The sequence below is a fragment of the Nocardioides jensenii JCM 1364 = NBRC 14755 genome (assembly GCF_001552535.1).
Lineage (GTDB): Bacteria > Actinomycetota > Actinomycetes > Propionibacteriales > Nocardioidaceae > Nocardioides > Nocardioides jensenii.
The window spans coordinates 117,293-144,137 of sequence record NZ_BCRJ01000004.1; the positions used below are offsets into that span (position 1 = coordinate 117,293).

27 protein-coding genes and 1 pseudogene are annotated in these 26,845 nt (G+C 68.1%); 10 read left to right on the top strand and 18 right to left on the bottom strand.

The window, feature by feature from the left end; translation table 11 throughout:
- Positions 1–15: 15 nt before the first annotated feature.
- From NJ4_RS02580 to NJ4_RS02595, 4 genes are read right to left on the bottom strand one after another with little or no spacing between them, the layout of a single operon-like run.
- Positions 16–894: a universal stress protein gene (locus tag NJ4_RS02580; protein WP_067429702.1), complete on the bottom strand. Its 879-nt coding sequence runs from the start codon at positions 892–894 to the stop codon at positions 16–18.
- On the bottom strand, positions 891–3,476 hold the full coding sequence (locus NJ4_RS02585; RefSeq protein ID WP_067429705.1) for a cation-translocating P-type ATPase: 2,586 nt from the start codon (positions 3,474–3,476) through the stop codon (positions 891–893). The genes NJ4_RS02580 and NJ4_RS02585 overlap by 4 nt, the downstream gene beginning before the upstream one ends.
- Complete coding sequence (locus tag NJ4_RS02590; RefSeq protein ID WP_067429708.1) at positions 3,473–4,390, bottom strand: universal stress protein; 918 nt, start codon at positions 4,388–4,390, stop codon at positions 3,473–3,475. Before NJ4_RS02590 ends, NJ4_RS02585 begins: the two co-directional genes overlap by 4 nt.
- A gap of 48 nt (positions 4,391–4,438) precedes the next feature.
- Complete coding sequence (locus NJ4_RS02595; RefSeq protein ID WP_067429710.1) at positions 4,439–6,001, bottom strand: YfcC family protein; 1,563 nt, start codon at positions 5,999–6,001, stop codon at positions 4,439–4,441.
- Between the two features lie 146 nt (positions 6,002–6,147).
- Here NJ4_RS02595 and NJ4_RS02600 point away from each other — a divergent pair, with 146 nt between their 5' ends.
- A complete protein-coding gene (locus NJ4_RS02600) occupies positions 6,148–6,702 on the top strand; it encodes a universal stress protein (RefSeq protein ID WP_169799203.1) in 555 nt (184 codons plus the stop codon).
- A 32-nt stretch (positions 6,703–6,734) separates the two neighbouring features.
- On the opposite strand, the pseudogene NJ4_RS27095 reads toward NJ4_RS02600, so the two are convergent.
- Positions 6,735–6,917: pseudogene (locus NJ4_RS27095) on the bottom strand (hypothetical protein); the annotation flags it as partial.
- A gap of 373 nt (positions 6,918–7,290) precedes the next feature.
- On the opposite strand from NJ4_RS27095, the gene NJ4_RS02605 reads away from it, so the two are divergent.
- The 4 genes from NJ4_RS02605 to NJ4_RS02620 are packed head-to-tail and all read left to right on the top strand — an operon-like array spanning position 7,291 to position 11,132.
- Positions 7,291–8,514, top strand: coding sequence for an arginine deiminase (locus tag NJ4_RS02605; RefSeq protein ID WP_067429715.1), 1,224 nt, complete (start codon positions 7,291–7,293; stop codon positions 8,512–8,514).
- Between the two features lie 3 nt (positions 8,515–8,517).
- Positions 8,518–9,519, top strand: coding sequence for an ornithine carbamoyltransferase (gene argF / locus NJ4_RS02610; RefSeq protein WP_067429718.1), 1,002 nt, complete (start codon positions 8,518–8,520; stop codon positions 9,517–9,519).
- 1 nt (position 9,520) lies between these two features.
- The gene (arcC, locus tag NJ4_RS02615) at positions 9,521–10,531 is read left to right on the top strand and encodes a carbamate kinase (protein WP_067429721.1); all 1,011 of its coding nucleotides are present in this window, start codon (positions 9,521–9,523) and stop codon (positions 10,529–10,531) included.
- A 52-nt stretch (positions 10,532–10,583) separates the two neighbouring features.
- The gene (locus NJ4_RS02620; RefSeq protein ID WP_082748126.1) at positions 10,584–11,132 is read left to right on the top strand and encodes a hypothetical protein; all 549 of its coding nucleotides are present in this window, start codon (positions 10,584–10,586) and stop codon (positions 11,130–11,132) included.
- Between the two features lie 8 nt (positions 11,133–11,140).
- Here NJ4_RS02620 and NJ4_RS02625 read toward each other — a convergent pair whose 3' ends face one another.
- The 3 genes from NJ4_RS02625 to NJ4_RS02635 all read right to left on the bottom strand — a co-directional run bounded on the left by NJ4_RS02625 (position 11,141) and on the right by NJ4_RS02635 (position 12,871).
- The gene (locus NJ4_RS02625) at positions 11,141–11,893 is read right to left on the bottom strand and encodes a sensor histidine kinase (RefSeq protein WP_067429728.1); all 753 of its coding nucleotides are present in this window, start codon (positions 11,891–11,893) and stop codon (positions 11,141–11,143) included.
- Positions 11,890–12,144, bottom strand: coding sequence for a hypothetical protein (locus NJ4_RS02630; RefSeq protein WP_067429731.1), 255 nt, complete (start codon positions 12,142–12,144; stop codon positions 11,890–11,892). Before NJ4_RS02630 ends, NJ4_RS02625 begins: the two co-directional genes overlap by 4 nt.
- A 61-nt stretch (positions 12,145–12,205) precedes the next feature.
- Positions 12,206–12,871 carry a response regulator gene (locus tag NJ4_RS02635; protein ID WP_217996721.1) on the bottom strand — a complete coding sequence of 222 codons (666 nt, stop codon included), beginning with the start codon at positions 12,869–12,871 and terminating at the stop codon, positions 12,206–12,208.
- A 164-nt stretch (positions 12,872–13,035) separates the two neighbouring features.
- Between NJ4_RS02635 and NJ4_RS02640 the strand changes: the two genes are divergently transcribed.
- A complete protein-coding gene (locus tag NJ4_RS02640; protein WP_067429734.1) occupies positions 13,036–13,626 on the top strand; it encodes a CBS domain-containing protein in 591 nt (196 codons plus the stop codon).
- 25 nt (positions 13,627–13,651) lie between these two features.
- Here the strand turns inward: NJ4_RS02640 and NJ4_RS02645 are convergent, their stop codons facing one another.
- Positions 13,652–16,372, bottom strand: a complete 2,721-nt coding sequence (locus tag NJ4_RS02645; RefSeq protein WP_169799204.1) for a bifunctional acetate--CoA ligase family protein/GNAT family N-acetyltransferase — start codon at positions 16,370–16,372, stop codon at positions 13,652–13,654.
- Positions 16,373–16,598: 226 nt separating this feature from the next.
- On the opposite strand from NJ4_RS02645, the gene NJ4_RS02650 reads away from it, so the two are divergent.
- Positions 16,599–17,183, top strand: coding sequence for a hypothetical protein (locus tag NJ4_RS02650; RefSeq protein WP_067429740.1), 585 nt, complete (start codon positions 16,599–16,601; stop codon positions 17,181–17,183).
- A gap of 24 nt (positions 17,184–17,207) precedes the next feature.
- Here the strand turns inward: NJ4_RS02650 and NJ4_RS02655 are convergent, their stop codons facing one another.
- A complete protein-coding gene (locus NJ4_RS02655) occupies positions 17,208–17,468 on the bottom strand; it encodes a metal-sensitive transcriptional regulator (protein ID WP_067429743.1) in 261 nt (86 codons plus the stop codon).
- Complete coding sequence (locus tag NJ4_RS02660; protein ID WP_067429746.1) at positions 17,458–17,871, bottom strand: DUF302 domain-containing protein; 414 nt, start codon at positions 17,869–17,871, stop codon at positions 17,458–17,460. Before NJ4_RS02660 ends, NJ4_RS02655 begins: the two co-directional genes overlap by 11 nt.
- Before the next feature lie 396 nt (positions 17,872–18,267).
- On the opposite strand from NJ4_RS02660, the gene ppdK reads away from it, so the two are divergent.
- Complete coding sequence (gene ppdK, locus NJ4_RS02665) at positions 18,268–20,928, top strand: pyruvate, phosphate dikinase (RefSeq protein WP_067429750.1); 2,661 nt, start codon at positions 18,268–18,270, stop codon at positions 20,926–20,928.
- Here ppdK and NJ4_RS27100 read toward each other — a convergent pair.
- A complete protein-coding gene (locus NJ4_RS27100; RefSeq protein ID WP_407668040.1) occupies positions 20,859–21,329 on the bottom strand; it encodes a DUF5655 domain-containing protein in 471 nt (156 codons plus the stop codon). The genes ppdK and NJ4_RS27100 overlap by 70 nt on opposite strands.
- The gene (locus NJ4_RS02670; protein ID WP_067429753.1) at positions 21,284–22,696 is read right to left on the bottom strand and encodes a DUF4389 domain-containing protein; all 1,413 of its coding nucleotides are present in this window, start codon (positions 22,694–22,696) and stop codon (positions 21,284–21,286) included. The genes NJ4_RS27100 and NJ4_RS02670 overlap by 46 nt, the downstream gene beginning before the upstream one ends.
- Positions 22,697–22,879: 183 nt before the next feature.
- On the opposite strand from NJ4_RS02670, the gene NJ4_RS02675 reads away from it, so the two are divergent.
- Positions 22,880–23,335: a hypothetical protein gene (locus NJ4_RS02675; RefSeq protein WP_067429756.1), complete on the top strand. Its 456-nt coding sequence runs from the start codon at positions 22,880–22,882 to the stop codon at positions 23,333–23,335.
- Entirely contained in the window at positions 23,332–24,321 is a 990-nt protein-coding gene (locus tag NJ4_RS02680) for an Acg family FMN-binding oxidoreductase (protein ID WP_067429759.1), read from the top strand. The genes NJ4_RS02675 and NJ4_RS02680 overlap by 4 nt, the downstream gene beginning before the upstream one ends.
- 74 nt (positions 24,322–24,395) lie before the next feature.
- Here the strand turns inward: NJ4_RS02680 and NJ4_RS02685 are convergent, their stop codons facing one another.
- From NJ4_RS02685 to NJ4_RS02705, 5 genes are all read right to left on the bottom strand, one after another.
- Positions 24,396–24,833, bottom strand: coding sequence for a pyridoxamine 5'-phosphate oxidase family protein (locus NJ4_RS02685; RefSeq protein ID WP_067429762.1), 438 nt, complete (start codon positions 24,831–24,833; stop codon positions 24,396–24,398).
- Positions 24,833–25,750, bottom strand: coding sequence for a universal stress protein (locus NJ4_RS02690; RefSeq protein ID WP_067429765.1), 918 nt, complete (start codon positions 25,748–25,750; stop codon positions 24,833–24,835). Before NJ4_RS02690 ends, NJ4_RS02685 begins: the two co-directional genes overlap by 1 nt.
- 83 nt (positions 25,751–25,833) lie before the next feature.
- On the bottom strand, positions 25,834–26,124 hold the full coding sequence (locus NJ4_RS02695) for a magnesium transporter (RefSeq protein ID WP_082748112.1): 291 nt from the start codon (positions 26,122–26,124) through the stop codon (positions 25,834–25,836).
- A complete protein-coding gene (locus NJ4_RS02700) occupies positions 26,091–26,366 on the bottom strand; it encodes a CBS domain-containing protein (RefSeq protein WP_157550622.1) in 276 nt (91 codons plus the stop codon). Before NJ4_RS02700 ends, NJ4_RS02695 begins: the two co-directional genes overlap by 34 nt.
- Positions 26,363–26,773, bottom strand: coding sequence for a pyridoxamine 5'-phosphate oxidase family protein (locus tag NJ4_RS02705; protein ID WP_067429769.1), 411 nt, complete (start codon positions 26,771–26,773; stop codon positions 26,363–26,365). The genes NJ4_RS02700 and NJ4_RS02705 overlap by 4 nt, the downstream gene beginning before the upstream one ends.
- Positions 26,774–26,845: the final 72 nt, after the last annotated feature.

Genomic DNA, 26,845 nt, shown 5'->3' on the forward strand with positions numbered 1-26,845 from the left:
GATGCCTCGTCGTACCTAGCGAACCGGGGTGGCGGCCTCCACGAGCACCACCGGAACCGCGCAGGTTCGCAGGACGAGCCGGCTCACCGGTCCCAGATGACCCCCGAGTGGAAGGTGGGGGTGTCGACGCCCCAGGACCACCAGGTCACTGCTCTCGGCCGCGCTGAGGATCGCCGACTCGATCGGCGCGTGACACACCCGGATCTCGACCTCGACATCGGGATGCTCCCTGTGCAACGCATCCAGGTGCGGTGCGAGCCTGCGGCGGAAGCCCGTGTCAGCGTCATCGAGTGCTTCGTTCTCCGCCCGCTCGGGACCGTCGGCCTGCCACCAGGCGTGGACGACGAGCAGCCGGGCATCACGCTGCTCGGCCAGTTCCAGCGCCTTCTGGAGCGCGTGGTCGGCACCATGCGGATCATGGATCGCCACCGTCACCCGGTCGTGGCGGGGCTCCGGCTGCCACGAGTCCGGCACCGAGACCACCGGGGCCCGGGAGCGCGAGGCGACACCGTGCGTGGTGGACGTGTTGGTCAGCCGGCGCAGACCCGTGAGGTGCCTGTGCTGCAGTGCCACCAGACTGGCGCCGTCCGCGCACGTGACGATGTCCGTCACGGTGCCTCGACTGACCTCCACGAGCTCCTGGGTGACCGCGACCTTGCCGGCGACCCGCTCGCGTGCTGCGCACGATGCCCGGTCCAGGACAAGGTGGCCGATGCCCAGCGCGTTCTGCCAGTCGGACTCGAAAGATCCTGACAACCCCGGTGCCAGGTGCGGCACATGGACGAAGTGCAGATCGCTGTCTGTGCGCAGGGCTTCCTCCGTCACGAACCGCATCAGGGCCCGGAGGTCCTCACCGGCCACGGCGACGACGATGCGCTTTCGGGCGGGGCTCATCGCTGGGCCTCGACCGGGTTCAGTTCAGTCCCGAAGCCCTCGACACGGGGCCGCTGGCGGCGTGCCCGTTGCAGGGTTCTGCCCACGGCGATCACCGCCCCCGGCACCAGGCTCAGGGCGAAGATCTGCAGTGCATCACCGACAGAGATCGTGCGGGTGCCGAGGAGGTCGCGCAGCGGGGCCCAGGCAACAGCGGCCACTTGCAGTGTGGCAGCGATGGCAACGGAGGCCTCGAGCCCGCGCGCCCGCCAGGTCAGGCCCTCGCGAGGCGCGCGGATCGCGAGCGCGACGCCGAGCTGGGCGAGGCCAAGGGTGAGAAAGACCCACGTCTGGAGATGTGCGGTGTCGGGTGCGAGGAACCCCGCGGCCAGTGAGACCGCGCTGATGAGAGCGCCCGCCGTCAGGATCTGGCGCAGAAGACCGTTGCCCAGCACCGACACCTCGGGCGGCGGCGACGGACGGCTCATCACCGCGGGGTCCGCCGGCTCTCCACCGAAGGCCACACCCGGTACGCCGTGGGTGAGCATGTTGATCCACAGGATCTGGCCGGGACCGAGAGGAACAGCCATCCCGAGGAATGGCCCGAACAGGATCACAACCACTTCCGCGAAACCACCGGCAATGGCATAACGCAGGAACATCCGGATGTTGGCGTAGATCCGCCGGCCTTCCCCCACCGCCTTCACGACGGTGCGCAGGTTGTCATCGGCCAGCACCAGGTCGGCCGCTTGACGGGCGACCTCGGTGCCGCGGTCCCCCATCGCGATGCCGATGTCGGCACTTCGCAGCGCGGGCGCGTCATTGACCCCGTCGCCGGTCATGGCGACAACCTCACCCTGGCGCTGCCAGGCGGTGACGATGTCGACCTTCTGCTCCGGGCGAGTGCGCGCATAAACATCGATCTCCCGGATCCTTGCGACGTGCTCTCCGCGGGCCACCATGTCGCCGTCCGCCACCGAAGGTGCTCCGGACGTCATCCCGAGCTGGCCGGCGATCGCCGCTGCGGTGGCCGGATGGTCACCGGTGATCAGCACGGTGCGGATGCCGGCCTCGTGGCACGAAGCCATGACGTCGGCCGCATCCGCACGCGGCGGGTCGGCGATGGCCACGAGGCCACGCAGCTGGAGTTCGGCCTCGAGTCGCCCTTCCGGGGGCCGCGATGACCCTTCGGCGTCCGCGATCGCCAGCACCCGGAACCCGCGTTCCGCCAGCTCCCACGCCTGTGCCCGAGCGCGGTCGGTGAGATCGGAATCGCCGAGCAGGTCGAGAACGACCTCGGGTGCGCCCTTGCACACGGTCAGCCATCGACCGGACGTGTGATGCAGGGTCGTCATCCGCTGCAGGCGCGCGTCGAACGGGACCTCGACGACCCGCTCCCAGACGGCACCGAGACCGAGCAGGCCCTCGTCGTCCTTGGCTGCGGCAATGAGCAGAGCCGCCTCCATCGGGTCACCGACGATCTCCCAGTCGGCAGCCTGCCCCTTCCTCAGCCCGGCGTCGTTGCACAGGACCAGGTCACGAAACAGGTCCGGGAGCCGTGGGTCCTCCGGCACCTGGCTCTCGGTCGCGGTGATCTCGCCCTCACGGGAGTAGCCGTGGCCACCGACCCGCCAGGACCCACCGGGCGTCCACAGCTCCTGGACCACCATGCGTCCCTCAGTGAGGGTTCCGGTCTTGTCGGAGGCGAGGACCGTGACCGAGCCGAGGGTCTCCACCGCCGGGAGCCAGCGGACCAGGGCCGCCTCGCGGGCCATCCGGTAGGCGCCCAACGCCAACGCAACCGAGACGACCGCCGGCAAGGACTCCGGGATGGCGGCCACCGCCAGGCTGACCGCCAGGACGAGCATCTCGACAGCGTCCTCCCCGCGGGCCAGTCCGAGCCCGAAGACGATGGTGGCCAGTCCCAGCGTCAGTGCCACGAGCTGGCGCGAGAGTCGCGAGAGCCTCTGCTGGAGAGGGGTGGGTCGGGTGCCCGAGGTCGCGATGGCGGAGGCGATCCGGCCGAGACCGCTCTCCGCGCCCGTCCGCTCGATCTCAGCGAGGCCGCGCCCGGTCGTGACCACCGTGCCGGAGAGCACGGGATCGCCGGCACCGCGCGCGACCGGGACGGACTCCCCGGTCATGGCGGCCTCATCGAGCTGGAGGGCGGCGGCTTCCAGCAGTACGCCGTCGGCGGGAACGATGTCGCCGGCCTCGAGCCGCGCCACGTCCCCGGGTACGACATCGGCACTGTCGACCCGGGTCAGCTCTCCGTCGCGCAGGACCGTCGCATGCGGCGCAGCAAGGCGGTCGAGGGCCGCGATGGCGTTGGCTGCCCTGACCTCCTGGATCACGCCGATGGCCGTGTTGAGAGCGATCACGACGGCGATGATGATCGCGTCTGCGATGTCGCCCACGGCCACCACGACCACCAGTGCCCCCAGCAGGAGGAGGATCATCGGGTCGCGCAGCTGGGCCCCGATCCGCGAGGTGAGCCGTCGGGGTCGAGGCCGGGGGGCGCTGTTGGGCCCAGTCTGATCGAGTCGACGCGCCGCCTCGGCGGCGCTGAGGCCCGCAGGCGACGCCACGGGTGGGGCGATCATGGACGCAGGGCTCCGGCACGCTCCACGACAAGTCCGGGCAGAGCGGCGACGTCGCCCGGTGGGACCACAAGAACCGGGCACCGCGCAGCACGCAGGAGCGCGTGTGCCACGCCACCGAGATGCATGGCCGCGGGGACCCCGTGGCTGCGGCGTACGACCACCAGCAGGTCAGCCTCCTCGGACGCGCTGACCAGTGCCTGGGCCGCTTCGGCATGGACGATGCGCAGCTCGACCTCCACGTCGGGGTAGCCGGTGCGCCAGTCCTTGAGCAGGCTCTCGGTCTCTTCGGTCGCGTACCGTGTCCATTCCTCCAGAGCCGGACCCGAGGTGCCGAGGTCGGCGTAGGCGCTGGGCAGCATCCAGGCGTGCAGCACGATCAGACTTGAGCCCCGCTCATCCGCTGCTGCGAACGCCGCTGCCAAGAGCTCGGCGGAGTGGCTCGATGCCTTCACTCCGACCAGGATCGTGTCGTGCGGTTCGCCGGCCGGCTCGACGCGGGCGACCATCACGGGGCAGGTCGCCCGGGCAACCACCCCGGCGCAGACATCGCCCCGGAACAGGTGGTCGATCCCGATGCGATTGTCGCTGCCGACGTACAGTGCCCGTGCGCCGTTGGCGCTTCTGGCCAGCTCCCTGGCCCGGGAGCCGTGCAGCAGGTCGGCCTCGACGACCAGACCCGGGGCCATGCTCTCCGCTGTCCGTCTCGCCTCGTCGAGAAGTTGGCGGCCGGCCTCCGTCAGCATGGTCGGCAGATCGAGAAGGAAGGGAGACGTCGGCAGACAGTTGGGCACCACGTGCACGAGTCGAACGGCACTTCCGGTCCGCTTCGCCTCCAGCACACCCTCCCGGATCGCGGCCGAACTGCCCTCGGTGCCGTTGACGCCGATGACGATCCCCTGAGCTTCCGTGTTCATTGTTGAGTCCTCTTTTCTTGGTGGTTGGCGCTCTGACATGGATCGCTTCTACGAGATGGCGGCACCGACGCCGATGAACGCGGCGCAGAGAACCAGAAGGATGCCGACCAGAGGCAGGACGAAGCGCAGGTACTGGTCGTAGCGGACCCGGGCCAGCGCGAGGCCACCCATCACCACCGCCGACGTGGGCGTGATCAGGTTGACGATGCCCGAGGCTGACTGGAAGGCGGTGACCACCATGGCGCGCGAGACACCGGCGAAGTCGGCCAGTGGCGCCAGGATGGGCATGGCCAGTGCACCGTGACCAGAAGTCGACGGGACGAGGAACGCGAGGGGCAGGTTGATGAGGAACATCAGCACGCCGAAGACTCCCGAGTTCGTGTTCCCGACGATGTTCTCCATCGAGTGCAGGATCGTTCCGGTGATCTCGGCGTTGTTCATGATCACGGTGACCCCGCGCGCCAGGACGATGATCAGCCCGACCCCGACGAAGTCCCCTGCACCCTTGACGACCGAGCTGCTGATCCCCTTCTCACCCAACCCGCCGACGAGTCCAACCACGAGGGCCATCGCCAGGAACAGCGCGGCCAGCTCGGGGAAGTACCAGTCGAGCTGCCACGCGTAGCTCGCGGCGTCAGGGCCCTGGATGACCTGTGCCCAGGGCACGATCGCGTAGATCATGAACGCGAAGGTGGCTGCGACGATCGCCAGCACGCTCTTCTCCCGGCCGGTGAGACGGGCCACCTCGCGCACACCGTGCGCCCGCAGCTCCGCGTCGCCCTCCATCTGGCCGACCATCGACGTCGTGGGGTCGGCCTTGACCTTGCGGGCGTAGCGCAGCACCCACCACACGGCGACGGGCACAAGGACGACGTACATCAACAGGCGGAAGCCGATGCCGTCACCGATCGAGATGTCCGCGGCACCCGAGCCGACGCCGGTCGCGAACGGGTTGACGGTCGACGCCAGGACCCCGATCCCGGCACCGACCAGGATCGTCGCCGCCGCCACCATGCGGTCGTAGCCGAGGGCGAGCATGAGCGGGATGAGCAGCGCGTAGAAGCCCAGGGTCTCCTCGGCCATGCCTTCCGTGGTGCCACCGATCGAGAACAGCACCATCAGCACCGCGATCAGGACCGCGCCTCGGGTGCTCATCCTCTGGGCCACCCTCGCCACGCCGTTGTCGATCGCGCCGGTCTTCATCGCCATCGTGATGAACACACCGATCGCGAGCACGAACAGGAAGACGCCGGCGGCGCCGTACAGCTCACCGGACTCGTAGGGCCCGATGTACCCGTCCGGGTTGATCACACCGTAGAGCCCGTTGACGGGAGCCATGAACAACTCCATCAGACGGTCCCCGAACGACAGGGCACTGTCCGTCGCCTGATAGCTCCCGGGGATCGGTCGTCCGCTGTCGCTGTCCGTCTGATAGGCACCGGTCGGTACGACGAACGCCAGCAGCCACACCGTGATCGTCACGCCGAACAGCACCGTGAAGGCACTCGGGAAGCGGAACTTCTTTGCGGAGGCGGTCTGCTCTTCGCTGCTGTGGTCGGTCCCGTTCCCGTTGATTCCCTTCGGCAGGATGGACCTTCTGGTGGTGGTCATGGTGCTCCCTCTCTCGGATGGCGACGTCAGGTCAGCCGAGACTCACCGAACCATGAACGAGTGCCTCACCAGAGGTGGCGATCGGCCCTTCCCCGCGGGACCTTGGGCCCGTGCCGGACACGCCTGCGGCAACGCATGATCAAGCCGTGAACCAACGCGATCCCATAGATCCCTCTCGCCTCGTGCCAGCCCCGCGAAAGCTCGAGAAACGTGAACGCGCGCAAGAGGGACGCCGCTGCCTGGTCGCCGTCGACGGATCTGCGGCCGGCTTCCAGCCCTTGGTCTGGGCACTGCGCCATGCGATCGTGCACGACATGACTGTCGAGGTCATGACAGTCTGGCCGTCGCACGGCAGTGCGCTGGTCCACGAAGTCCCCGGCCACTTCTGCGCGCCTCGTTGGAGTGCACGCGACGCTCAACGCGACGTCGTTCGTCGTGCACTCGAGCAGGTGCCCACTGGCTCGGTCATCGCTACCAGGCTGGAGAACGGGCACGTCGTGGAGACGATCGTCCGTGCGTCGGATCGCTGCGATCTGGTGGTCCTGGGAGCCACCCCGAACCAGGGACCGCAGAACCTCTCCACCCACATCGCACGGCAGGCGCATTGTCCGGTCGCGCTGGTGGATGCGTGCGGTGAGGTCTTCATGACGTCGGGCCGGCGCGCCGTCCGGGGAACCGGATCCCCTTTGCCGGTGCGGTGACAGCGACATGGCCGGGAATCGATGACCAGCAGAGGGCAAACTGCATGGGTGAGGACGGTGCGCGTCACCGAACCCAGGTGTGAACCCAGAGGCAGCACCTGATCGTGACGCTCCACCGCGAGCAGCCAAGCCTGCTCGGAGTTCGCGAGCTCGGGATGGCCTACCGCAAGCCACTCAGGCTGCGTTCGAGGGCTCGCTGAGCGCGCTCGGCCCATTGTGCTGACGCCCGGTCACAATGAGGGACGCCCAGCACACCCCCGCCACGGACATCGAGAGCCAGTACTGCAACAGGCGCCGAGCGGCCACATCGCGTGGTCCAGCACTGACGACTCCGCGCGGGCGTCCACCAGGAACGGAAGGCTGCCGTACTCGACAGCCGCCACTGTGAGCACCACCGCCCCGGCACCGCGAAGCCATCTCCACGTGACCGAGACGGCACGCCGAGCAGAGGACAAGGAACCTTCGGGGCGGGAGGTATTGCCTGACCCCCGAGAGATGTCGAGCGGCCCGGTACCTCGGGACCTTCGCCCCTCTCAAGAAGGCGGCCAGCGGCGCCACGCTGGCAGCACCACTACGAGAGGGAACATCGTGAACCTGCACGTCGACTCGGAGGTCGGCCGGCTCCGGCAGGCCATCCTGCACCGTCCGGACCTCGAGCTGAAGAGGCTGACCCCGACCAACCATGACGACTACCTCTTCGATGACGTGCTCTGGGTCAAGCACGCGAAGCAGGAACACGACGCCTTCGCCGACACGCTGCGCGACAGGGGCGTCCAGGTGCATCTGCTCGACCAGCTCCTCACCGAGACCCTGGCAATCCCGGAGGCACGCAAGCACGTGCTCGAGTCGACCCTGGACGAACGGGTCTACGGGCCGATGGCGCTCGATGCCCTGCACAGCCTCTTCAGCGCCATGGACCCTGCCGAGCTGACGACGTACCTGATCGGCGGCATGACCAAGCACGAGCTTCTCCAACGCATCGACGAGCCGTCCTCGGTCGTCGTACGCGCGATGGCTCCCGGCGACTTCCTGCTGCCCCCGCTGCCCAACCACCTGTTCACCCGGGACACGTCCGCGTGGATCTACGACGGCGTGTCCATCAACGCGATGCGCAAGCGGGCACGCATGCGCGAGACCATCCACTACGAGGCGATCTACCGCTGGCACCCCAGCTTCGTGACCGACGACTTCCACATCTGGGCCGACGGCACGTCGAGCGGTGCCGCCACCACCGAGGGTGGGGACATCCTGGTGCTCGGCAGGGGCGCGGTCCTGGTGGGGATGAGCGAACGAACCACACCGCAAGGGATCGAGCGCCTCGCCCGCCGCCTCTTCGACGCCGGACGAGCCACCAGGATCGTGGCCCTGGCGATGCCCCAGAAGCGCGCCTTCATGCATCTCGACACCGTGATGACGATGGTCGACGACCACACCTTCACCAAGTACGTCGGGCTCGGGATGCTGCCGTCGTACACGATCGAGCCGGGCGACACTGAGAAGGAGCTGAAGGTGACGCCGCACGAACCGGACCAGATGCATGCCGTGATCGCCGCCGCGCTCGGCATCGACTCGATCAACATGCTCACCGCGACCCAGGACGTGCATGCCGCCGAACGGGAGCAGTGGGACGACGGCTGCAACGTGCTCGCCGTCGAGCCGGGTGTCGTGGTCGCCTACGAGCGCAACGTCACCACCAACACCCACCTGCGCAAGAACGGCATCGAGGTGATCACCATCCAGGGCAACGAACTGGGTCGTGGCCGCGGCGGACCGCGGTGCATGACCTGCCCGATCGAACGAGAAGGGATCTGAGTCATGGCCTTCAACCTGCGCAACCGCAACTTCGTCAAGGAGCTCGACTTCACCCCGAAGGAGTGGAGGTTTCTGCTGGACCTGGCCGCGGAGCTGAAGATCGCGAAGTACACCGGCTCCGAGCAACCGCTGCTGGTCGGCAAGGAGCTCGCGTTGATCTTCGAGAAGGCGTCGACCCGCACCCGGTGCGCGTTCGAGGTGGCGGCCTTCGACCAGGGCGCCCAGGTGACCTACCTCGGGCCGAGCGGATCCCACATCGGGCACAAGGAGTCGATGAAGGACACTGCCCGGGTCCTGGGCCGGATGTACGACGGCATCGAGTACCGCGGTCATGGGCAGGCCGACGTCGAGACGCTGGCGACGTACGCCGGGGTGCCGGTGTGGAACGGCCTGACCGACGAGTGGCACCCGACCCAGACCCTGTGCGACATGCTCACCATGCGCGAGCACTCGGGCAAGCAAGATGGCGAGATCGCGTTCGCCTATCTGGGCGATGCCCGCAACAACGTCGGCAACTCGCTGCTCGTCGCCGGTGCCCTGATGGGCATGGACGTGCGGATCGTCGCGCCGCAGGCGCTGTGGAATGACCCCGACGTGATCTCCGCTGCTCGTCAGATCGCCGAGGAGACCGGCGCTCGCATCAGTCACACCGAAAACGTCGAGGACGGCGTCGACGGCGTCGACTTCCTCTACACCGACGTGTGGGTCTCGATGGGCGAACCCGAGGAGGTGTGGACCGAGCGGGTCGACCTACTGCTCCCCTACCGGGTGGACATGGCCGTCGTGAAGGCGACCCACAACCCGACGGTGAAGTTCATGCACTGCCTCCCCGCGTTCCACGACCGGCACACCGAGGTCGGTGAGCAGCTCTTCCAGAGCACCGGACTGGACGGCCTCGAGGTGACCGACGAAGTCTTCGAGTCACGCCACTCGATCGTCTTCGACCAGGCCGAGAACCGCATGCACACCATCAAGGCCGTGCTCGTGGCCACGTTGGGCGGCTGACGTGCGCATCGTGGTCGCACTCGGCGGCAACGCGCTGCTGCGCCGCGGCCAGCGGCCCGACGCCACGACGCAGCAGGAGAACGTACGCCGCGCTGTCGATGCCCTGGCACCGCTGGCCGAGGAGCACGAGCTGGTCCTCACCCACGGCAACGGGCCCCAGGTGGGCGTGCTGGCCCTGCAGAGCGCCATGGACCCCCACCTGACCACGCCGTACCCCTTCGACGTGCTGGGCGCCCAGACCCAGGGGATGATCGGCTACTGGCTGCTTCAGGCCATGCAGAACCGGCTGCCCGGCCGTCAGGTCGCCGCCATCATCAACCAGACCCTGGTCGAGGCCGCCGACCCGGCATTCGCCGACCCCAGCAAGTTCGTCGGCGAGATGTACGGCCGTGACGAGGCAGCACGCCTCGCCAGGGAACGGGACTGGGTGGTCAAGCCCGACGGCGAGGGGTGGCGCCGCGTCGTCGGCTCACCACGACCGCAACGGGTGGTGGAGACCAGGCTGATCCGACAGCTCCTCGAGAGCGGGGCGGTCGTGGTCTGCGCCGGTGGCGGCGGTGTACCCGTGATCCGCGACGCCGAGGGGCAGCTCCGAGGCGTCGAGGCCGTGGTCGACAAGGACCTGACCAGCGCGGTGCTGGCCGAGGCCCTTGACGCCGACATGCTGCTGGTGCTCACCGACGTGTCCTGCGTCTTCCGCGACTTCGGCACGCCCGGTCAACAGCCGGTGCACCGGGCCACGCCGAGTGGGCTGCGTGCCCTGGGGTTCCCTGCCGGGTCCATGGGACCCAAGGTGGATGCGGCCTGCCGTTTCGCCGAGCTCACGGGTGGAGCAGCCGGCATCGGTGCCCTCGAGGACGCCGTGGCCATCCTGCGTGGCGAGGCCGGCACGCTGGTCACCCCCACGGGGCACTACGGCGAGGCAGTCCCCGGAATCGGGAGGCCGGACCAAGTGCCCCCGCCCATGGGTCTCCCGGCACCAGTCCTGACCGCGCTCTCGCAGGAGGCTTGAGGCAAGAGACCGAGCCTCTCCGCACGGTCCGGCACGGGAAGGAGATGTGGTGATGAGCACGAGGAAGGGTCTTCGGGCCCAGGTGGTCCACGAGTCGCTGTTCGGCAACACCGCATGGATAGCGCTGGCGGTGGCGGAGGGACTACGTCTCGAGGGCTTCGACACGTCGGTCGTCGACGTGCGCTTCGCCGTACGCGCCGAGGACCTCGATCTGCTCGTGGTCGGCGCCCCCACACACGCGTTCTCGCTGAGCCGGCCGTCAACCCGGCAGGACGCGGTCCGGAAGGGCGCACCACCGGACGCGGTAGCGGCCGGACTGCGCGAATGGATCGAGGCCTCCTCTCCCCCGGCAGACCAACACCGGCTGGCGGCCGTGTTCGACACTCGGGTGCGCAAGGTGCGGCACCTGCCGGCCACTGCCTCGCACACTGCGACCCGCCTGCTCCGCAGGAAGGGCTACCACCTGGTGTCCCCACCGCGCGGTTTTCTCGTGGAGGACGTGGCCGGCCCACTGAGCGAGGGGCAACTCAAGGAAGCGACCCGCTGGGGACGACTGCTCGGCGTCGAGACCCGGAACCGGATCGCCGCCGCGGCGCACTGACGTGCACTTCAGCCCGAGGGCACCGACCATTCCACGGTGGTGCCGTCGTCCGATCGGGACGTGATCGCACAGTGGCCGCCGAGCCGTTCGGCCCGCTGCTTCATGTTCAGGAGACCGCTCTCGGTCACGCCCTCGGGCAGACCACGACCGTCGTCGCGCACCCGGAGCAGGATCTCGTCACCGGCAGCGACACGTACGTCGACAGTGTCCGCCTCGGCGTGCCTGGCGGCGTTCGACAGCGCCTCCCCCAGAACGGCCAGGAGATCCGGGACGACCGCGGGCCGGATCCTGGTGCGCACGGGCCCCTCGAACCGCAGACTCGGGCGGAAGCCGAGAGTCTCGGCGGCGCGGTCGACGATGCGCTGGACCTCTACCTGAACGTCTGTTGAGTCATCCATCGAGCCGAGGGCGAAGATCGTGCGCCGGATGTCCTTGATGGTCGCGTCGAGGTCATCGACGGCCGTGGCTAGGCGGGTGGCGATCTGCGGATTGTCGGCCAGGCGGCTCAGGCTCTGCAGTCCCAGTCCCACGGCGAAAAGCCGCTGGATGACCAGGTCGTGCAGGTCACGTGCGATCCGGTCGCGGTCCTCGAAAAGGGTCAGACGGTGCTGGTCCTCACGGACCCGGGTGATCTCCATGGCGAGGGCGGCCTGCTCGGCGAAGCTGGCCGGCAGCGCGGTGTCGAGCTCGTGGAACTGCTGCGCGTGGGCTGGCTCCCAGCCCAACGCCAACGCACCAGTGATACCGCGTGACGTGCTCATCGGAACGACCACCACCGGGCCCAACCGCGGCCAGCCGACTCGACGATCCGGCTGAGCAGCGTGTCCAGGTCGAGATCGGTGCCCATCGTGACCACCGCATCAAGGAGGAGCTTCCACCGCGACTGCTCGTCGAGAACGCTGTGCGTGCGGTCGGCCACCTCGCGCAGCAGATCGTCGAAGCTGGTCTCCGCCAAGGACGACGAGCCTGATCGTTCGTCCGGTGACGGCACGTCTTTCGCCTCGTTGTCCATGCTCGCTCCCACGCCTCTGTCCACTCCCCCATAGGACGCTAGCAGCAAGATGAACCGAGGCTCAGTCCTTCAAGTGCTTGGTGGCGAAGATCGCCGCCTGGGTGCGACTCTGCAAGGACAGCTTCGCGAGCAACGACGACACATAGTTCTTGACCGTCTTCTCGGCCAGGAACATGGCGCCAGCGATCTGCCGGTTGGTCATGCCCTCACCGATCAACTCGAGGATTCGCTGCTCCTGCTGGGTCAACTGGTCCAGGGACGGATCCTTCTTGGGGCCGCTGCGCAGCCTTTCGAGCACCTGGGCGGTCACACCGGGGTCGAGCATCGACTGGCCGGCCGCCACCCGACGCACCGTGTTGATGAGGTCGTTGCCGTGCACCTGCTTGAGGACATAGCCGGCGGCTCCGGCCATGATCGCCGAGAACAACGCGTCGTCGTCGTCGTACGACGTCAGGATCAGCGCAGCAATGCTTGCGTCCCGCGACCGGATCTCGCGACACACGTCGATGCCGGAACCGTCCGGCAGCCGGCCGTCGAGGATGGCCACGTCGGGACGCAGTGCGGGAATCCGCCGCGAGGCCTCCTGGGCCAGGCCGGACTCGCCGACGACGACGATGTCGCCCTCGGCCTCCAGCAGCTCCCTGATCCCCCGGCGGACGATCTCGTGGTCGTCGAGCAGGTAGACCTTGATCGGTCCGGGCGTCTGGGCAGCGCTGTCTTCACTCACATCTTCACTCTACGGCGCCCATCGGCTGGCGTGCAGGTGTCGACGGTCCCCGTGTCCACGGGACCTTCGTCCCTGTGCGCATCGGAGCGGCGGGACAAGCCTGAGAGTGACGCACGACCGCCGGCACTACCGGGTGACGGGGCACAGACCAGAGGAGCAGGACGATGTTCGTGAAGGACGTGATGACCGAGAACCCGGTCACGGTGGAGGCGGGAGCATCGTTCAAGACGGGCCTGAGGCTGCTTGCTCGCTACGGCGTGACGTCGCTCCCTGTGGTCGCCACGGACGGCCGGATCTGCGGCGTCGTCAGCGAGTCGGACCTGATCCGCGAGTCGATCCGACCCGATCCGCGGATGGACGTGTGGCTGACCGAGCGCGAGACCATCGCGCCACCGCACACGGTCGACGAGGTGCTCACCGCGCACCCGATTGTCGTGCATCCGGAGGACGATCTAGCCGTCGCCGTGGAGCTCATGACGTCGACGAGGGTGAAGAGCCTGCCGGTGGTGGACCACCATGATCGGCCGATCGGCATGGTGAGTCGAAGTGACGTCGTCCGGTCACTCGCCCGCGCCGACACCGACATCGAGGGCCAGGTCGACGATCTGCTCCGCACCCTCGGCGGACCCGACTGGCTGGTCGAGGTGAATGACGGCATCGTCGAGATCAGCGGCCCGGCCAGCCCCGGCGAGCTGCATCTGGCCCGGGCGGTGGCTGGCATGGTGCCGGGAGTGATCGACGTACGCATCGTCTGATCCCGCGGCCAGCGCCAACGGACAGTCACAGGCTTCGTCTCAACCGGCGCGGGACGCCGGCGTCGAGGGCCACAGGGGTGGCCAGGCGAACCTTCACGTCCACCAGCGCGCAGCCGTTCGGACCGGCGAGCACCGGGTTGAGGTCGATCTCGGCCACCTGCGGAACATCCTCCGCGAGCTGTCCCAGGCGCACGATGACCGTCTCCAGTGCCGCCACGTCGGCCGGGAGCCCTCCGCGGAACCCGTTCAGCATCGGCCAGATCCGGAGCGACTTGAGGGCCCGGGCGGCATCCCCGGTGGTCACCGGAGGGAGCAGGAAGGCGCGGTCAGCCCAGAGGTCGGTGGCAACGCCACCCGCACCCACCATGACCAGGGGGCCGAAGCCCGGGTCACGAACGACGCCGACCACCATCTCGACTCCGCTCCCCATCGGTTGCACGAGCACAGACGCTCCAGGGTGCCCGAGCTCCACCTCGAACTCCCGCACGGCTGTCATGACGGCGGTCGTCGAGGTCAGTCCGACGCGAACAAGACCTCTGTCGGTCTTGTGCACAACGTCCCGGTCGGCCACCTTGATCGCCACCGGGAATCCGATCGCCTCAGCGACCGCTGCCGCCGCGTCGGGGTCGGCCACCACCGTGCCGACGGGGGCGAGGTCGTAGTCCGCCAGCAGCGCGACCATCTCGCCAGCATCGAGCCAGCCCGGTTCTCCGCCCCGTTGGGCGAGCAAGGCCTCGGCCGTGTGCCGCGCACGCTCGGCGCGGTCCCGATCGACCGGAGTGAGGGGCTCGGTCGGCTGCGCGAGCCATGCGAAGTAGCGCGCGGCCCGACCGAGTGCCCGGACCGCCGCAGACGCGCTGCGGAACGTGGTGACCCCCGGCAGCTCAGCGGAGGTGACGGACAGCCCTCCCATCGGCACCACGACCAGGGGCTTGTCCGTATGCGCAACGCTGGCCAGGCCAAGCAACGCAGTGTCCGCATCACTGACTCCGGTGGCGACGATGATCACCACCACCGCATCGATTTCGTCGGACGACACGAGAAGTGAACAGATGGCGGCCAGTGCGCGCGCGTCGGCGCCCGGCCCGGCATCGATCGGATTCCCCGTGCCCATCGTGCCGGCGACGTGTGAAGCGACCCGCGCGCGCAGGGAAGCGGAGAGCTCGGGCACCCGCAGGCCGCAGGTGTCGGCGCTGTCGGCGGCGAGCACGCCCATCCCCCCGGCGTTGCTGACGATGGCGATCCGGTTGCCGGCCGGGAGCGGCTGCTCGCTGAGCAGGAGCGCGGTCTCCGCCATGTCCTCGGCACCGCTGCACGCGATCACTCCGGCCTGGGCGAAGAGCGCATCGACACCGACGGACGACGACGCCGCCGCAGCAGTGTGGGACGCACCGGCCCGTTGTCCCCCGGCGGACCGGCCACCGACCACGGCGAGCAGAGGCTTGCGCTCGGCGAAGCGGCGGGCGAACCGGGCGAACTTCGGAGCGTTTCCAAATGACTCGAGATACAGCGCGGCGGCGGTCACCCGCGGGTCGTCGCGCCAGGCGGCGAGCAGGTCGTTGCTGGACACGTCGGCCTTGTTGCCCAGCGACACGAAGGCTCCGACGCCGAGCCCCAGCTCCCGAGCCAGGTCACTGAGCGCGATGCCGACGCCACCCGACTGGGAGGCGATGGCCAGTCCGCCGGACGGTGGCACGGAGCCGCTGAACGTCGCGTCGAGGGAGATGTCGGGGTAGTTGCTCATCAGGCCGAGGCAGTTGGGCCCCACGATCCGGATGCTCCGGCGCCGAGCCAGCGCGAGCATCTCGTGCTGCATCCTCGCGCCTTCGACACCGAACTCCTCAAAACCAGACGAGACGACCACCGCGGCGTGCACCCCGGCGTCTGCGGCGTCCTCGAGGGTTGCCAACACCCGCTTTGCCGGCACCGCAACCACGACCAGGTCGACCTCCCCGGGTATGTCGACCAGACTGGCGTACGCCGTGACGCCACCGACCTCATCGGCCGTCGGGTGTACGGCGTACACGTCACCGGTGAAGCCGCCCGTGAGCACCGAGCGCAGGACGGTCGCTCCGACACCGCTCCCATCCCGGCGAACACCCGTCACCGCGATGCTCCGCGGGTAGAGCAGCGGCCGGAGCGACCGCGCCTCTGATCGGCATTCACGTTCGTCAGCCGCCAGGAGCGCCGCAGCGGAGTTGATCGTGTCCATCTCCAGGTGGACGTCACCGTGGTCGGCGTGTCGTGAAATGGCGAACCCGGCATCGGCGAAGACCTGGAGCATGCCGCGGTTCTCGGCCAAAATCTCGGCGACGAAACGGCGTACGCCGAGTGTGCGACCCGCGGCGGCCAGGTGCTCAAGCAGGAGACTGCCCAGACCGAGACCATGCTGCGAGTCGTCGACCAGGAACGCCACCTCGGCGACGTCGGGGCCAACGGGCTCCGCGGTGCCGACCGCGACGAGCGATCCCGCGCGCTCCACGACGAGGGTCAGCGTGTCGCTGCTGGTGCCCAGGTGATCGACGTACGCCTGCGCCGCAGCACGGTTGGAGCTGAAGAACCGCAACCGCAGATTGTCGTCGCTGACCCTGGAGTGAAGGCCACTGAGTGGCGCCAGGTCGTCCGTGGTCGCCGGACGGATCGTAGCGACCGAGCCGTCGGCCAGGAGAACGTCCGCCGGGGCCGGTCCTGCCGCCACGAAGGCGGCATCGGCCGCTTTCCTCGTCCTGCTCACGTCTTGGCTCACTGCATCCTCCTGGGGCCGCGACGGCGGCGCTGGTATGGCCCGCTCGGGCCGCTCCATCGAACGTACGGCGGGCGGGCACGCGCACACAGGGTCCAAGGGCCGCTGGATAGGGACCATCTGCCTGCCCTGCCGATGACCCGGGACCCTGCTCGTCACCGCCGTGAGCCGCGACGCTGAGGACATCACAACCCATTCATCATCCATCGCAAGGAAGAGGAGGTCAGCCATGATCACGCTCCATCGCCGTCATCACGACATGACGGACACGGTCCACACGGCCGATGACACCCAGACGAATACTTTTGCGCGAGGGGCGCTTGCCGTGCTCCGGATTGGTTTCGGGCTCACGTTCCTGTGGGCCTTCTTCGACAAGTTGCTTGCCCTGGGATTCCACACCGGCTACGACCAGGCGGGGAATCTGGACCGCTACGGTGACGCCGCCTGGATCAACGGCGGCAGCCCCACCGAGGGATTCCTGAAGTTCGGCGCCGACGGCCCGTTCCAGAGCTTCTACAACGACATCGCCGGGGCCGCTTGGGCGGACTGGCTGTTCATGCTCGGCCTTCTCGGCATCGGCGCTGCACTCACCTTCGGCATCGGAATGCGGTTCGCCGCGGCCGCCGGGGCCCTGCTCTACGTGTTGATGTGGTCGGTCGTGCTTCCTCCGGAGAACAACCCGGTGATCGACGACCACCTCTTGGGCGCCGTCACCCTGGTGGTTCTCGCGGCATTCAGCGCCGGCGACACCTGGGGCCTCGGCAGGGTCTGGGCAAGGACCCGGGTGGTCAGGGACAACCCGATCCTCCGATAGGCGACCACGAGTTGGAGGAGCGCCTCACGCGAGGGACAGGAACAGCTTCTCCATCTTCCTGACATCGAGGCTGTCGGCGCCACCTTCGGAAATGCATTGCTGCAGCCCGGTGGCGACGATGGCGAAGCCGGCACGGTCGAGTGCCTTGGACACCGCTGCGAGTTGAGTGACCACGTCTTCGCAGTCTCGGCCTTCTTCGAGCATCCGCAGCACCCCGGCCAGCTGACCTTGGGCGCGTTTGACCCGGTTCACCACCGGCTTCATCGCCTCAGGGTCAAGCTGCATGCTCGGTCTCCTTCGCAAGAGTGTCAAGCACGTTGGTCAGCCGCTCTCGGGCATCGGCTGCCACAGTGCGGACCGCGTCGCTGCCGGCCATCCCGGCCATGAAGGCAGGGTCGAACGCCTCGACCGTGGTGGCGTTCGCGTCGACACTGCGCACAACCACGTTGCAGGGAAGCAGGGCCGCGATGGACGGGTCGGCAAGCAGTGCCTGATGGGCGAGCGCAGGACGACAAGCCCCAAGGATGATCTGCGGGGGAATGTCGACATCGATCTTCGCCTTCAACGTGGCGCTCATGTCGATCTCGGTGATGATGCCAAACCCCTGCTCGGCCAAGGCGATACGGACCAGGTCGACGGTCTCTGGAAAGCCCCGATCCACTGTCATCGCCATCGTGTAACTGCTCATCGGTCTGCCTCCTGCGTGGATGGTGTGATCGGAGACCAGGATACCCCCCGGGGTGTTTATCTTTCAAGGATGCATACCCCCTAGGGTAGGCATGACTCCTTCCCGGCCGTCGGATCCCCGTGGCCGCGACGCGTTCGCCGAGATGCTGCGAGGGTCGCTCGCGCAGGAGGCGCTTCACCGGGTCGCGTGCCCCGTGGTCGTCGTCAGGTGACTGGCCCCGCACGACCTGGCCCCGCACGACCTGAACCGTCAATGGCTGGAAGGCTTGGTCTCGAGCTCCGGCTCTCGAGGCGGCAGCTCGAGCGGTTGGCGAACCCAACGGCCAAAGAGGACTTTGCCTGCACTCGTGACCTTCGACCCCTGTCACCGGCTGCACCAGGTCGCCATGATCGATCCATGAGCCCCTACGTGTTCGACTTCGCCGACGGCAGCATGGATCAGAAGGACCTCCTGGGCAGCAAGGGCGCCAACCTCGCCGAGATGACCAACCTGGGGCTTCCCGTGCCGCCCGGGTTCACCATCACCACCGAGGCATGCCGCGCCTACTTGCAGGAGGGCGGAGAGCCCGACGCACTCGCGGCCCAGGTGAGCGACCATCTGGCCACACTCGAGAATGCCATGGGCCGTCGACTCGGCGACCCCACTGACCCATTGCTGGTCAGCGTGCGCAGCGGCGCCCGGTTCTCCATGCCCGGAATGATGGACACAGTCCTCAACGTCGGTCTCAACGACCAGTCGGTCGAGGGGCTCGCCCTACAGAGCGACGACGAACGGTTCGCGTACGACTCCTACCGTCGGCTCCTCCAGATGTTCGGGGCCACGGTGCTGGGCATCAAGGACGAGGTCTTCTCCCGCGCGCTGAATGCGGCGAAGCAGGCCCGTGGGTCCGAACTTGACCTCGACCTCGAGACTCACGATCTGCGCGCTGTCGTCTCGACCTACAAGGACCTCATTCAGGAGCACGACGGTCACCCGTTCCCGCAGGACCCGCGCGAGCAGCTCGACCTCGCCATTCACGCGGTCTTCGGCTCCTGGAACACCGACCGCGCGGTGCTCTACCGCCGCCAGGAGCAGATCCCCGAGGACCTCGGCACCGCGGTCAACGTGCAGGCGATGGTGTTCGGCAACCTCGGCACGGACTCCGGCTCAGGCGTCGCCTTCACCCGTGACCCGGCCACCGGCAACCGGGGTGTGTACGGCGACTACCTGCAGAACGCACAAGGCGAGGACGTGGTTGCCGGCATTCGCAACACCGTGTCGCTGGCGGACATGGCAGACCTCGACCGTGCCTCTCACGACGAGCTGCTGGCAATCCTGGAGACGCTCGAGAAGCACTACCGCGACATGTGCGACATCGAGTTCACCGTCGAGCACGGACGGCTCTGGATGCTTCAGACCCGCATTGGCAAGCGCACCCCCGAGGCGGCGTTCCGGATTGCCGGGGACATGGTCGACGAGGGCCTGATCGATCTCGACGAGGCACTCCGCCGGGTGACCGGCGGCCAGTTGGCGCAGTTGATGTTCCCCCGGTTCGACTACTCCGCTCCTCGCACGTTGCTGGCGAAGGGGATGAACGCCTCACCCGGCGCGGCAGTCGGCAAGGCGGTCTTCGACTGGCGAACCGCCGTGGAGTGGGTCGAGCGCGGTGAAGACGTCATCCTGGTCCGCAAGGAGACGAGCCCAGACGACCTGCACGGCATGATGGTCGCGAAAGGCATCCTGACCAGCCGAGGTGGCAAGACCTCGCACGCGGCCGTGGTGGCACGCGGGATGGGTCGCACCTGCGTGTGTGGGGCCGAGTCTCTGGACGTCGACGCGAGAAACGCGCAGTTCACGGTGCGCGGCGGCCCGACGATCCGAGAGGGCGACGTGATCTCGATCGACGGCACCACGGGGGAAGTCTTCGCCGGCGCCGTGCCGGTGACCGACTCCGCGGTCGTACGCTGGTTCGAGGGCGACGACATCGACGCCCCACTCGTGCACGCGGTGGCGCGACTGATGGAACACGCTGACACCATGCGCCGACTGCTCGTCCGGGCCAACGCCGACACCGTGGACGACGCGGCCCGCGCGCGGCGGTTCGGAGCCCAGGGCATCGGCCTGTGTCGCACCGAGCACATGTTCCTCGGCGAGCGACGCGAACTCGTCGAGCACCTGATCGTCGCCGAAGACCAGGAGGGCCGGGACACAGCCTTGGCGGCACTGCTGCCGCTGCAGAAGGCCGACTTCGTCGAGATCCTCGAGGCGATGGACGGCCTGCCAGTCACCATCCGGCTGATCGACCCACCTCTGCACGAGTTCCTGCCCGACCTCACCGAGCTGTCGGTGACACTCGCCCTCGCTGAGGCCAACGGACATCACAAGACGCGTCAGCGCAAACTGCTTGAGGCCGTCCGGCGACTGCACGAGCAGAACCCGATGCTCGGCCTGCGCGGCGTCCGTCTGGGCATCGTGATCCCCGGGCTCTTCACCATGCAGGCCCGGGCGATTCTCGAGGCCGCGGCCGAGCAGATCCGGGCGGGCGGCGACCCGCACCCGGAGATCATGATTCCCCTGGTCGGCTCGGTCCGCGAGCTGGACCTCGTCAAGGGTCGAATCCTCGAGGTCGCCGCGGACGTCCGCTCCGAGACAGGGGTGGAGGTTCCCTTCCTCGTCGGCACCATGATCGAGCTGCCACGTGCGGCCCTGACCGCCGACGCGATCGGCCGCTCCGCAGACTTCTTCTCCTTCGGCACGAACGACCTCACCCAGATGACCTGGGGATTCTCGCGTGACGACGTCGAGGCGTCCTTCTTCTCCACCTACCTGGAGCAGGGAGTCTTCCGGGTGTCACCATTCGAGTCACTCGACACCGAGGGGGTCGGTGCCCTGGTGCGCATCGCCGCCGCACAGGGCCGCGCAGCCAATCCCGAACTGCACCTCGGCGTGTGCGGTGAGCACGGAGGCGACCCCGAATCGATCCACTTCTTCGACGACCTCGGTCTCGACTACGTCTCGTGCTCTCCGTTCCGGGTCCCGGTGGCACGTCTGGAGGCCGGTCGCTCGACCCTGGGCTGACCCGCGCCCGTGGCGGCCGCCCAGGCTTCGACGAGCCAACCCCGGACCTCGTCATCGATGTCGGTCACGTCACGGAGCTCGAGGTGGTGCATCCATGTCCCAGCTGAGGGTTTCACCACCTGTTTCAGCCGCGCCGATTGCAGTGCCCTGGGCAGCGCCACGGACAGCACAACGGGCACGTCGGAGGCGACGTACCGGCCCGGACGCCACAGCATTGCGAACGCCCGGTCTCGACGGAACCCGACTTGTGACCTGGTGACTCGCACCCTGACTCCGTCCAGGCGTAGCAGTGTGCGTCGGATCTCGTCATGGATTGCGAGAGCGACCGGGTCGTGATCGAACACCTCCTCGGGAGTCAGCGCCTCCGAACTGCCAGCCACAGGCCGACACCTCCGCCACACAGGAGAACCAAGCCGGCCCAGATCAACCCGGTGGCGACGTCGTCCAGTACCGGGAGCGTCGCGCCCACCCGCACCGAGGCCCGCACAGGCGCAGATCCGTCCGCATTCATCACCACCACAGACCACGAACCCTCTCGCGGGGAGAAAGTGATCTGCTGCGTGCCGGGCCCAACCGCCGAGGCCGCCCAGATCCGGCTGTCGACCGGGGACGTTCGCGGTGCACCACCGTGGGTGAACCGGTAGTCCCGGTCGCCGTATGCGTCAATCGGGTCACCCACGGTGGACAACGCCACCCCTGCGAGGCACGCCGCCACATCGTCGTGCTCGGCGATCCCGACGAAGAGGTCTTCGTCGTCCGGCGCCCACGCCTCAATCCGAACCCTGCCGATCAGGCGCGCCGGCAGGTCGACGACGGTTTTGTCGTTGCGTATCTGCGCTTCTCGGGAGACCAGTGCGTGTCCCCGTGTCCGGAGCTCCACGGGCGAGTTCGTGACGTAGCCGTCGTCGGCGCGACCGACGTCGTCGACGACCTTCAGCGTGGCTCCCCCACTCAACAGGCCCAATGAAGCGATGAATGCCAAGCTCGCCACGACCACGGCAATGATGCGACCGGCCCCCCAGCGACGCCGGTCACCGGCCGACGGCACTGGATCGGGATGCTGCATGGCAGATGCGAAGCGCCCTTCCAGCGGGGTCCCACCCCGTCCGCCTCCACCACCCGCGGTCTCAACGCCCAGGTCCAACCGGAACGGGGGGTAGCGATCGGTCATCAGGCCGACGTACGCCACTGCTCGCAGAACCCACCTGTTGAGACCGAGGACCAGATCGAAGATGTCCCTCGGGTATCGGCCCGTGAAGAGAAGTGCGACACCGGCAATCAGGACGAGGAGCGGAATCAGCCCGAGTGCCGCAGCACCGTTGTGCCCGTGGACGGCATACCCACTGCCGCCGAGGAAGAGGCTGAGCACGAGGTAGTGGGGAATCGCCAGCAACCACCACTTCACCAGCGCAAGGCCCCGAGAAAGACGCTCCGGATAGACCACCTCGAGGCGGGCCGGGTCGTCGACCCGCTCGGCCAGGCTGAACGGTGGGTAGCTGTCGGAGCCCAGCCCGCCGTAGGAGTAGTAGGCGACGCGCCACGACCAGCGAAGCACCCCCACATTGAAGTCGAAGATCGGACGCGGATATCGCCCCGTCACCACGATGGCCACCATGGCCACGACCGTCAGTACCAGGAAGGCGAGCCACAGCAACGCCAGTACGACGTAGTGAGGGATCACCAAGATCCACTTCACGAGCCACAGCCAGCGACTCAGTGGCTCCTGCAGGGTCGCATCCACGCGGACGGGATAGGCGAGACTGTCCATCGGTTCTCCTTCGGGAGAGCCCGTTGCACGGGCGTGCCAGGCCGGTCCTGGTCGGCATGACGCCATGCAACCCCGTTTTGCCGCACCCGGCAGGGGCCGCCGTACTCGCAGAGCCGGGACCAACGGCCCTGTGCTGTCCCCCAACCCGTGCTGGATTCTTGGATGTGACGAAGGGAAACTTTGATGACCACCGCGACCCGCGCCGTTCCCAGAACGGCTCTCCCCGAGGATCCACTCGGCCCGTTCCCGATCCGCCACTCCGTGGGCCGCAACATCGTCGGCGGCTTCTTCCTCGTCATGGGCGGCGTGCACCTCGGTCTGGTCTCCGCCGATCCCGAGGCCTACTCCGGTTTCGCCGACCGCGGACTGTTTCCCTTTGTCCGCGACGGTTGGGACCAGATCGTGATGGCCGAACCTGTCGTCTACGGTCTCCTGCTGATGGCCGCCGAAATTGCCATGGGCGCCGCCCTGCTCGTCGGGGGTCATGCGGCCCGGTACGGCTGGCTCGGGGTCATCGCCTTCCACCTGTTGCTGCTGCTGTTCGGCTGGGGAGCCTGGGTGTGGTCGATTCCCGCGCTGGCCGTCCTGGTGCCGCTGGCAATGCGTGACCTGCGTACGTCGAAGGAGCCACTGTCATGACCACCGATGAAGCCTCTGCGAGCTTGATCGTTCCGGCGCGCGCATTGCGCGACATCGTCGGGTACGCGTGCATGGCCCCCAGCGTCCACAACACCCAGCCCTGGTCGTGGCATGCCTCCGGAAACAGGCTTGAGCTGTCCGCCGATCCTTGGCGACGGCTCCCCTTGGCCGACGCTCGGGGACGCAACCTCGTGATCAGTTGCGGTGCCGCACTGCACCATGCCCAGATCGCGGCCGCTGCCCTGGGCTGGGAACCCATCGTCAACCGCCTTCCCGAGGGTGACGACTCCACGCTACTGGCCAGCATCGAGCTGACCTCCACGGAACCATCGCCGGACTCAGGCGAGGAGCTCCAGGCAATCCGAGATCGCTGCACCGACCGGAGACGTTTCACGTCGTGGCCGGTGCCGGAGGAGCGCCTGCGCCACCTGGCAGCCACCGCCGAGGAGTCGGGCGCTCATGTGATGCTGCTGCAGGATCCGTCCGACCGGGTTCGTACCGAGCTGCTGGTCGGTCGCGCACTCGACCTTCAATCAACCGATGAGCCGCTCGCCGCCGAGCAGCGCCGCTGGGTCGACCACAGCGTTCGTGACGGCGTCCCAGGCGTGGTCATCCCCGCGAACGCACCGAACGAGGTACACCTCCGCACGCGCTTCGGCAGCGGTCACCTTGCCGAGCCGGATCGAGACCTCGAGGGATCAGACGGACTGTTGGTGATGCGGGGTGCCGCCGACGACAAGCTGGCTTGGCTGCGGACCGGTGAGGGGCTGAGCGCCCTGTGGCTGAGGGCGACCCGGGAGGGACTCTCGGTGGTCCCGCTGAGTCAGGTGATCGAGGTCGACGAGACACGCGAACGCCTGCGCGCAGAGGTCCTCCAAGGCATGGGCACGCCGCACCTGCTGGTCAGGGTTGGTTGGCAGGCGATCAGCCGAAGTGCTCTCCCCCGGACACCACGCCGACCGCAGGACGACGTACTCACGCTCTGAATGCGACACGCGCCGCACGATGGCTGGTCTTCCTCGCGGCGGGCCTGGGCAGAGCAGTGGCTCCCGGACAGTCCTCAGCTCGTCGCCGGACGGCGGAGCACGAAACGTCGCCCGGTGACCGCGGAGGGACTCAGCTCGACGACGTCGCGCTTCAGTGTGGGCAGCCACGACTTCGGTGAGTTCGCTCCGAGGAGGCGCGTCTCATCCTCACCCAGACGCCGAAGGGTGCCACGGACGACGACGGACCAGGCCGACTGGTCGTCGTACCAGTCGATCTCGAAGGCCACCTCGGAATGCATGGCCGCGGCCAGCAGCTTGTTGCCGGAGGTCGTGGGGAAGAGCAGGACACGGTGCTCGACCGAGTAGTTGATCGGCACGATGTGCACCTCGGAGACCAGTCGGAAGGCCAGTCGGCCGAACTCCTCGCCCTCGAGCAGCGCCCAGCACTGCTCGGGCGTCAGCTCCGTGACGACGTCGTCAAGGTCGTCGTCGGTGTAGTCGGTGTGGTTCATCACTCCTCCTGGGTCCGCGTCTCGCCGGCAGGTGCCGCTTCAGGGACTACCGCGACCGTGCTGCCTGACCGCTCGAGCACTGCCGTGGCCATCGTGCCGGTCACCCACCTCAACAGCGGTGTCACCGGATGACGGCCGACGACCACGAGGTCACAGGATCGTGAACCGCTGGTCAGGCACTCCTCGACGGGGCCCCGAGCAACCTGGAGCGTGACCTGCACGTCCGGGAACTTCTCGGACAGACCCGCGACTGACTCCGACAGGAGCATGTGAAGCGCCTGGTCGTCGGGCGCGATTGAGGACTCGGGAAGGGAGGTGCGGGCGACGGGGCGCGTCGCGCAGTGCACCACGGCCAGCGGCAAGCTTCGAACGGAGGCGAGCCGGTAGGCGAATTCGAGCACCGGCACTGATTCAGCAGATCCGTCGGCTCCGACGAGGACGCCGTGCTTGGGGGCATCGAGGTGCCCGGGCCGGCACACCACGACGGTGCAGCGTGCCGATCGGACCACGCCAGCGCTCACCGATCCGAGGACCGTGCTGCGAAAGGGGCCACGGCCCCGTGATCCCAGGACGACCATGTGCGCCGAAGCGGACATCTCGACGAGTCGTTGTCGGGGAGGACCCAGCAGTGGCACGCTGTGGATGCGTATGCCGGGTTGCGTCGACAGAGCGAGCGTCACGGCCTCCTGCACCAGCTCACGGGACGTCGCGAGGACATCCGGCAGTTCTTGCGAGCACCCCCCGTCCAACCCTGCCCAGGCAATGGTCCTGATCTCACCCTCCCCGCCGGCGTTCACGATGGTGAGGGGGCGACCGTCCAGGGCCGCCTGCTCGGCGGCCCAGGTGACCGCCTGCCTGGCGGAGTCGGAGCCGTCGTACCCGACGACGATGGTGCCCGGTGCGCTGTGTGTGTTCATGTTTTCAGCGTGCCGAGCACCAAGGACATGCCACACCGTCCATGGGCCCGAACAGCGAGGACCAAGGGCCCGAAGTCGAGGACTCAGACTCCCCCGACGGAGATCGCCAGGGCGAAGTAGACGCCAAGGGACAGCAGGTCCTGGATCACAGTGGCCAACGGTCCGGACCCGAGGGCCGGGTCCTTGCCGAACCTGGCGAAGACGTGGGGCAGGCCCAGCGCCACGAGGGTGGCCGTGGCACAGCTGACCACCAACGCGAGCGAGATCGCACACGCCAGCCGCAGGTCCCCGCCGACCATGAATGCGAAGGGCAGGAACAGGCCGGCCAGGACGATCCCGATCAGAAGGCCGGTCGCCAGCTCACTGGCCAGGATGGCGCCGCGACTGACAGCGACTCGACGGGCACCAGTCCGACGAGGTGCTTGCCGTCGAGGACGGCAAGATGGCCTGCGTAGGAGAACCGGCCGGCAGCCAACAGGGCGCGCGCGTCGATGACCAACGCGTCCGGCCCGACCTCGGGCACCCGTGCCTCGATGCGGCTGGCCACCCGTCGGCGATGCCCCGGGGCGTCATTGGCGCGATGCACCCTGCCGCTCGTGGTCTCCAGCGTATTCACTCGGGAAGGAGTCGGCGTCCGGTCACCAGACGGGGGCGGATGCGCACCACGAGGTTCCGGGTTCCGTCCGCCCAGGGAGCAGGCCGATCTTCAGGAACGCTCACGTCGGAGTCGTCGTACTCGGCCGACCCGCGCACGAGCACGCTCCAACCGGTGCGCTCGGTCTCGTCGAGCTGGTCGACCTGGAAGGCGACGTGGCCGGAGATCATCCTGCGGCCGAGCTCACTGTGCGGTGAGGTCCGGAAGAGAATGTCGCCGCCGTCGAGCACATGGTTCACCGGGAGGACCACCGGGCCACCCTCGACCGAGTAGGCGATGCGCCCGACCGAGCAGGCTCCCAGCAGCTCCATGCACTCGTCCGAGGACAGCTCCCTGAAGTGGTTCGCATACCAGCGCTCGTTGTTCATGTCGTCTCCCTCGTCGGAGTGGTGGGGGCCCGGGTCGTCGACCCGTTCGCATCCGAGTCTTCTGCGCACGTG

Excerpts from the sequence above, each read along its gene's own strand:
- NJ4_RS02680 (WP_067429759.1), top strand. The coding sequence starts at position 23,332 with ATGACCACCGATGAAGCCTCTGCGAGCTTGATCGTTCCGGCGCGCGCA.
- ppdK (WP_067429750.1), top strand. The coding sequence starts at position 18,268 with ATGAGCCCCTACGTGTTCGACTTCGCCGACGGCAGCATGGATCAGAAG.
- NJ4_RS02590 (WP_067429708.1), bottom strand. The coding sequence starts at position 4,390 with ATGAACACGGAAGCTCAGGGGATCGTCATCGGCGTCAACGGCACCGAG.
- NJ4_RS02705 (WP_067429769.1), bottom strand. The coding sequence starts at position 26,773 with ATGAACAACGAGCGCTGGTATGCGAACCACTTCAGGGAGCTGTCCTCG.
- NJ4_RS02625 (WP_067429728.1), bottom strand. The coding sequence starts at position 11,893 with ATGAGCACGTCACGCGGTATCACTGGTGCGTTGGCGTTGGGCTGGGAG.
- NJ4_RS02670 (WP_067429753.1), bottom strand. The coding sequence starts at position 22,696 with ATGGACAGTCTCGCCTATCCCGTCCGCGTGGATGCGACCCTGCAGGAG.
- NJ4_RS02585 (WP_067429705.1), bottom strand. The coding sequence starts at position 3,476 with ATGATCGCCCCACCCGTGGCGTCGCCTGCGGGCCTCAGCGCCGCCGAG.
- argF (WP_067429718.1), top strand. The coding sequence starts at position 8,518 with ATGGCCTTCAACCTGCGCAACCGCAACTTCGTCAAGGAGCTCGACTTC.
- NJ4_RS02690 (WP_067429765.1), bottom strand. The coding sequence starts at position 25,750 with ATGAACACACACAGCGCACCGGGCACCATCGTCGTCGGGTACGACGGC.
- NJ4_RS02685 (WP_067429762.1), bottom strand. The coding sequence starts at position 24,833 with ATGAACCACACCGACTACACCGACGACGACCTTGACGACGTCGTCACG.
- NJ4_RS02655 (WP_067429743.1), bottom strand. The coding sequence starts at position 17,468 with ATGCAGCTTGACCCTGAGGCGATGAAGCCGGTGGTGAACCGGGTCAAA.
- NJ4_RS02580 (WP_067429702.1), bottom strand. The coding sequence starts at position 894 with ATGAGCCCCGCCCGAAAGCGCATCGTCGTCGCCGTGGCCGGTGAGGAC.
- NJ4_RS02620 (WP_082748126.1), top strand. The coding sequence starts at position 10,584 with ATGAGCACGAGGAAGGGTCTTCGGGCCCAGGTGGTCCACGAGTCGCTG.
- NJ4_RS02675 (WP_067429756.1), top strand. The coding sequence starts at position 22,880 with ATGACCACCGCGACCCGCGCCGTTCCCAGAACGGCTCTCCCCGAGGAT.
- NJ4_RS02595 (WP_067429710.1), bottom strand. The coding sequence starts at position 6,001 with ATGACCACCACCAGAAGGTCCATCCTGCCGAAGGGAATCAACGGGAAC.
- NJ4_RS02630 (WP_067429731.1), bottom strand. The coding sequence starts at position 12,144 with ATGGACAACGAGGCGAAAGACGTGCCGTCACCGGACGAACGATCAGGC.
- NJ4_RS02650 (WP_067429740.1), top strand. The coding sequence starts at position 16,599 with ATGATCACGCTCCATCGCCGTCATCACGACATGACGGACACGGTCCAC.
- NJ4_RS02640 (WP_067429734.1), top strand. The coding sequence starts at position 13,036 with ATGTTCGTGAAGGACGTGATGACCGAGAACCCGGTCACGGTGGAGGCG.
- NJ4_RS02660 (WP_067429746.1), bottom strand. The coding sequence starts at position 17,871 with ATGAGCAGTTACACGATGGCGATGACAGTGGATCGGGGCTTTCCAGAG.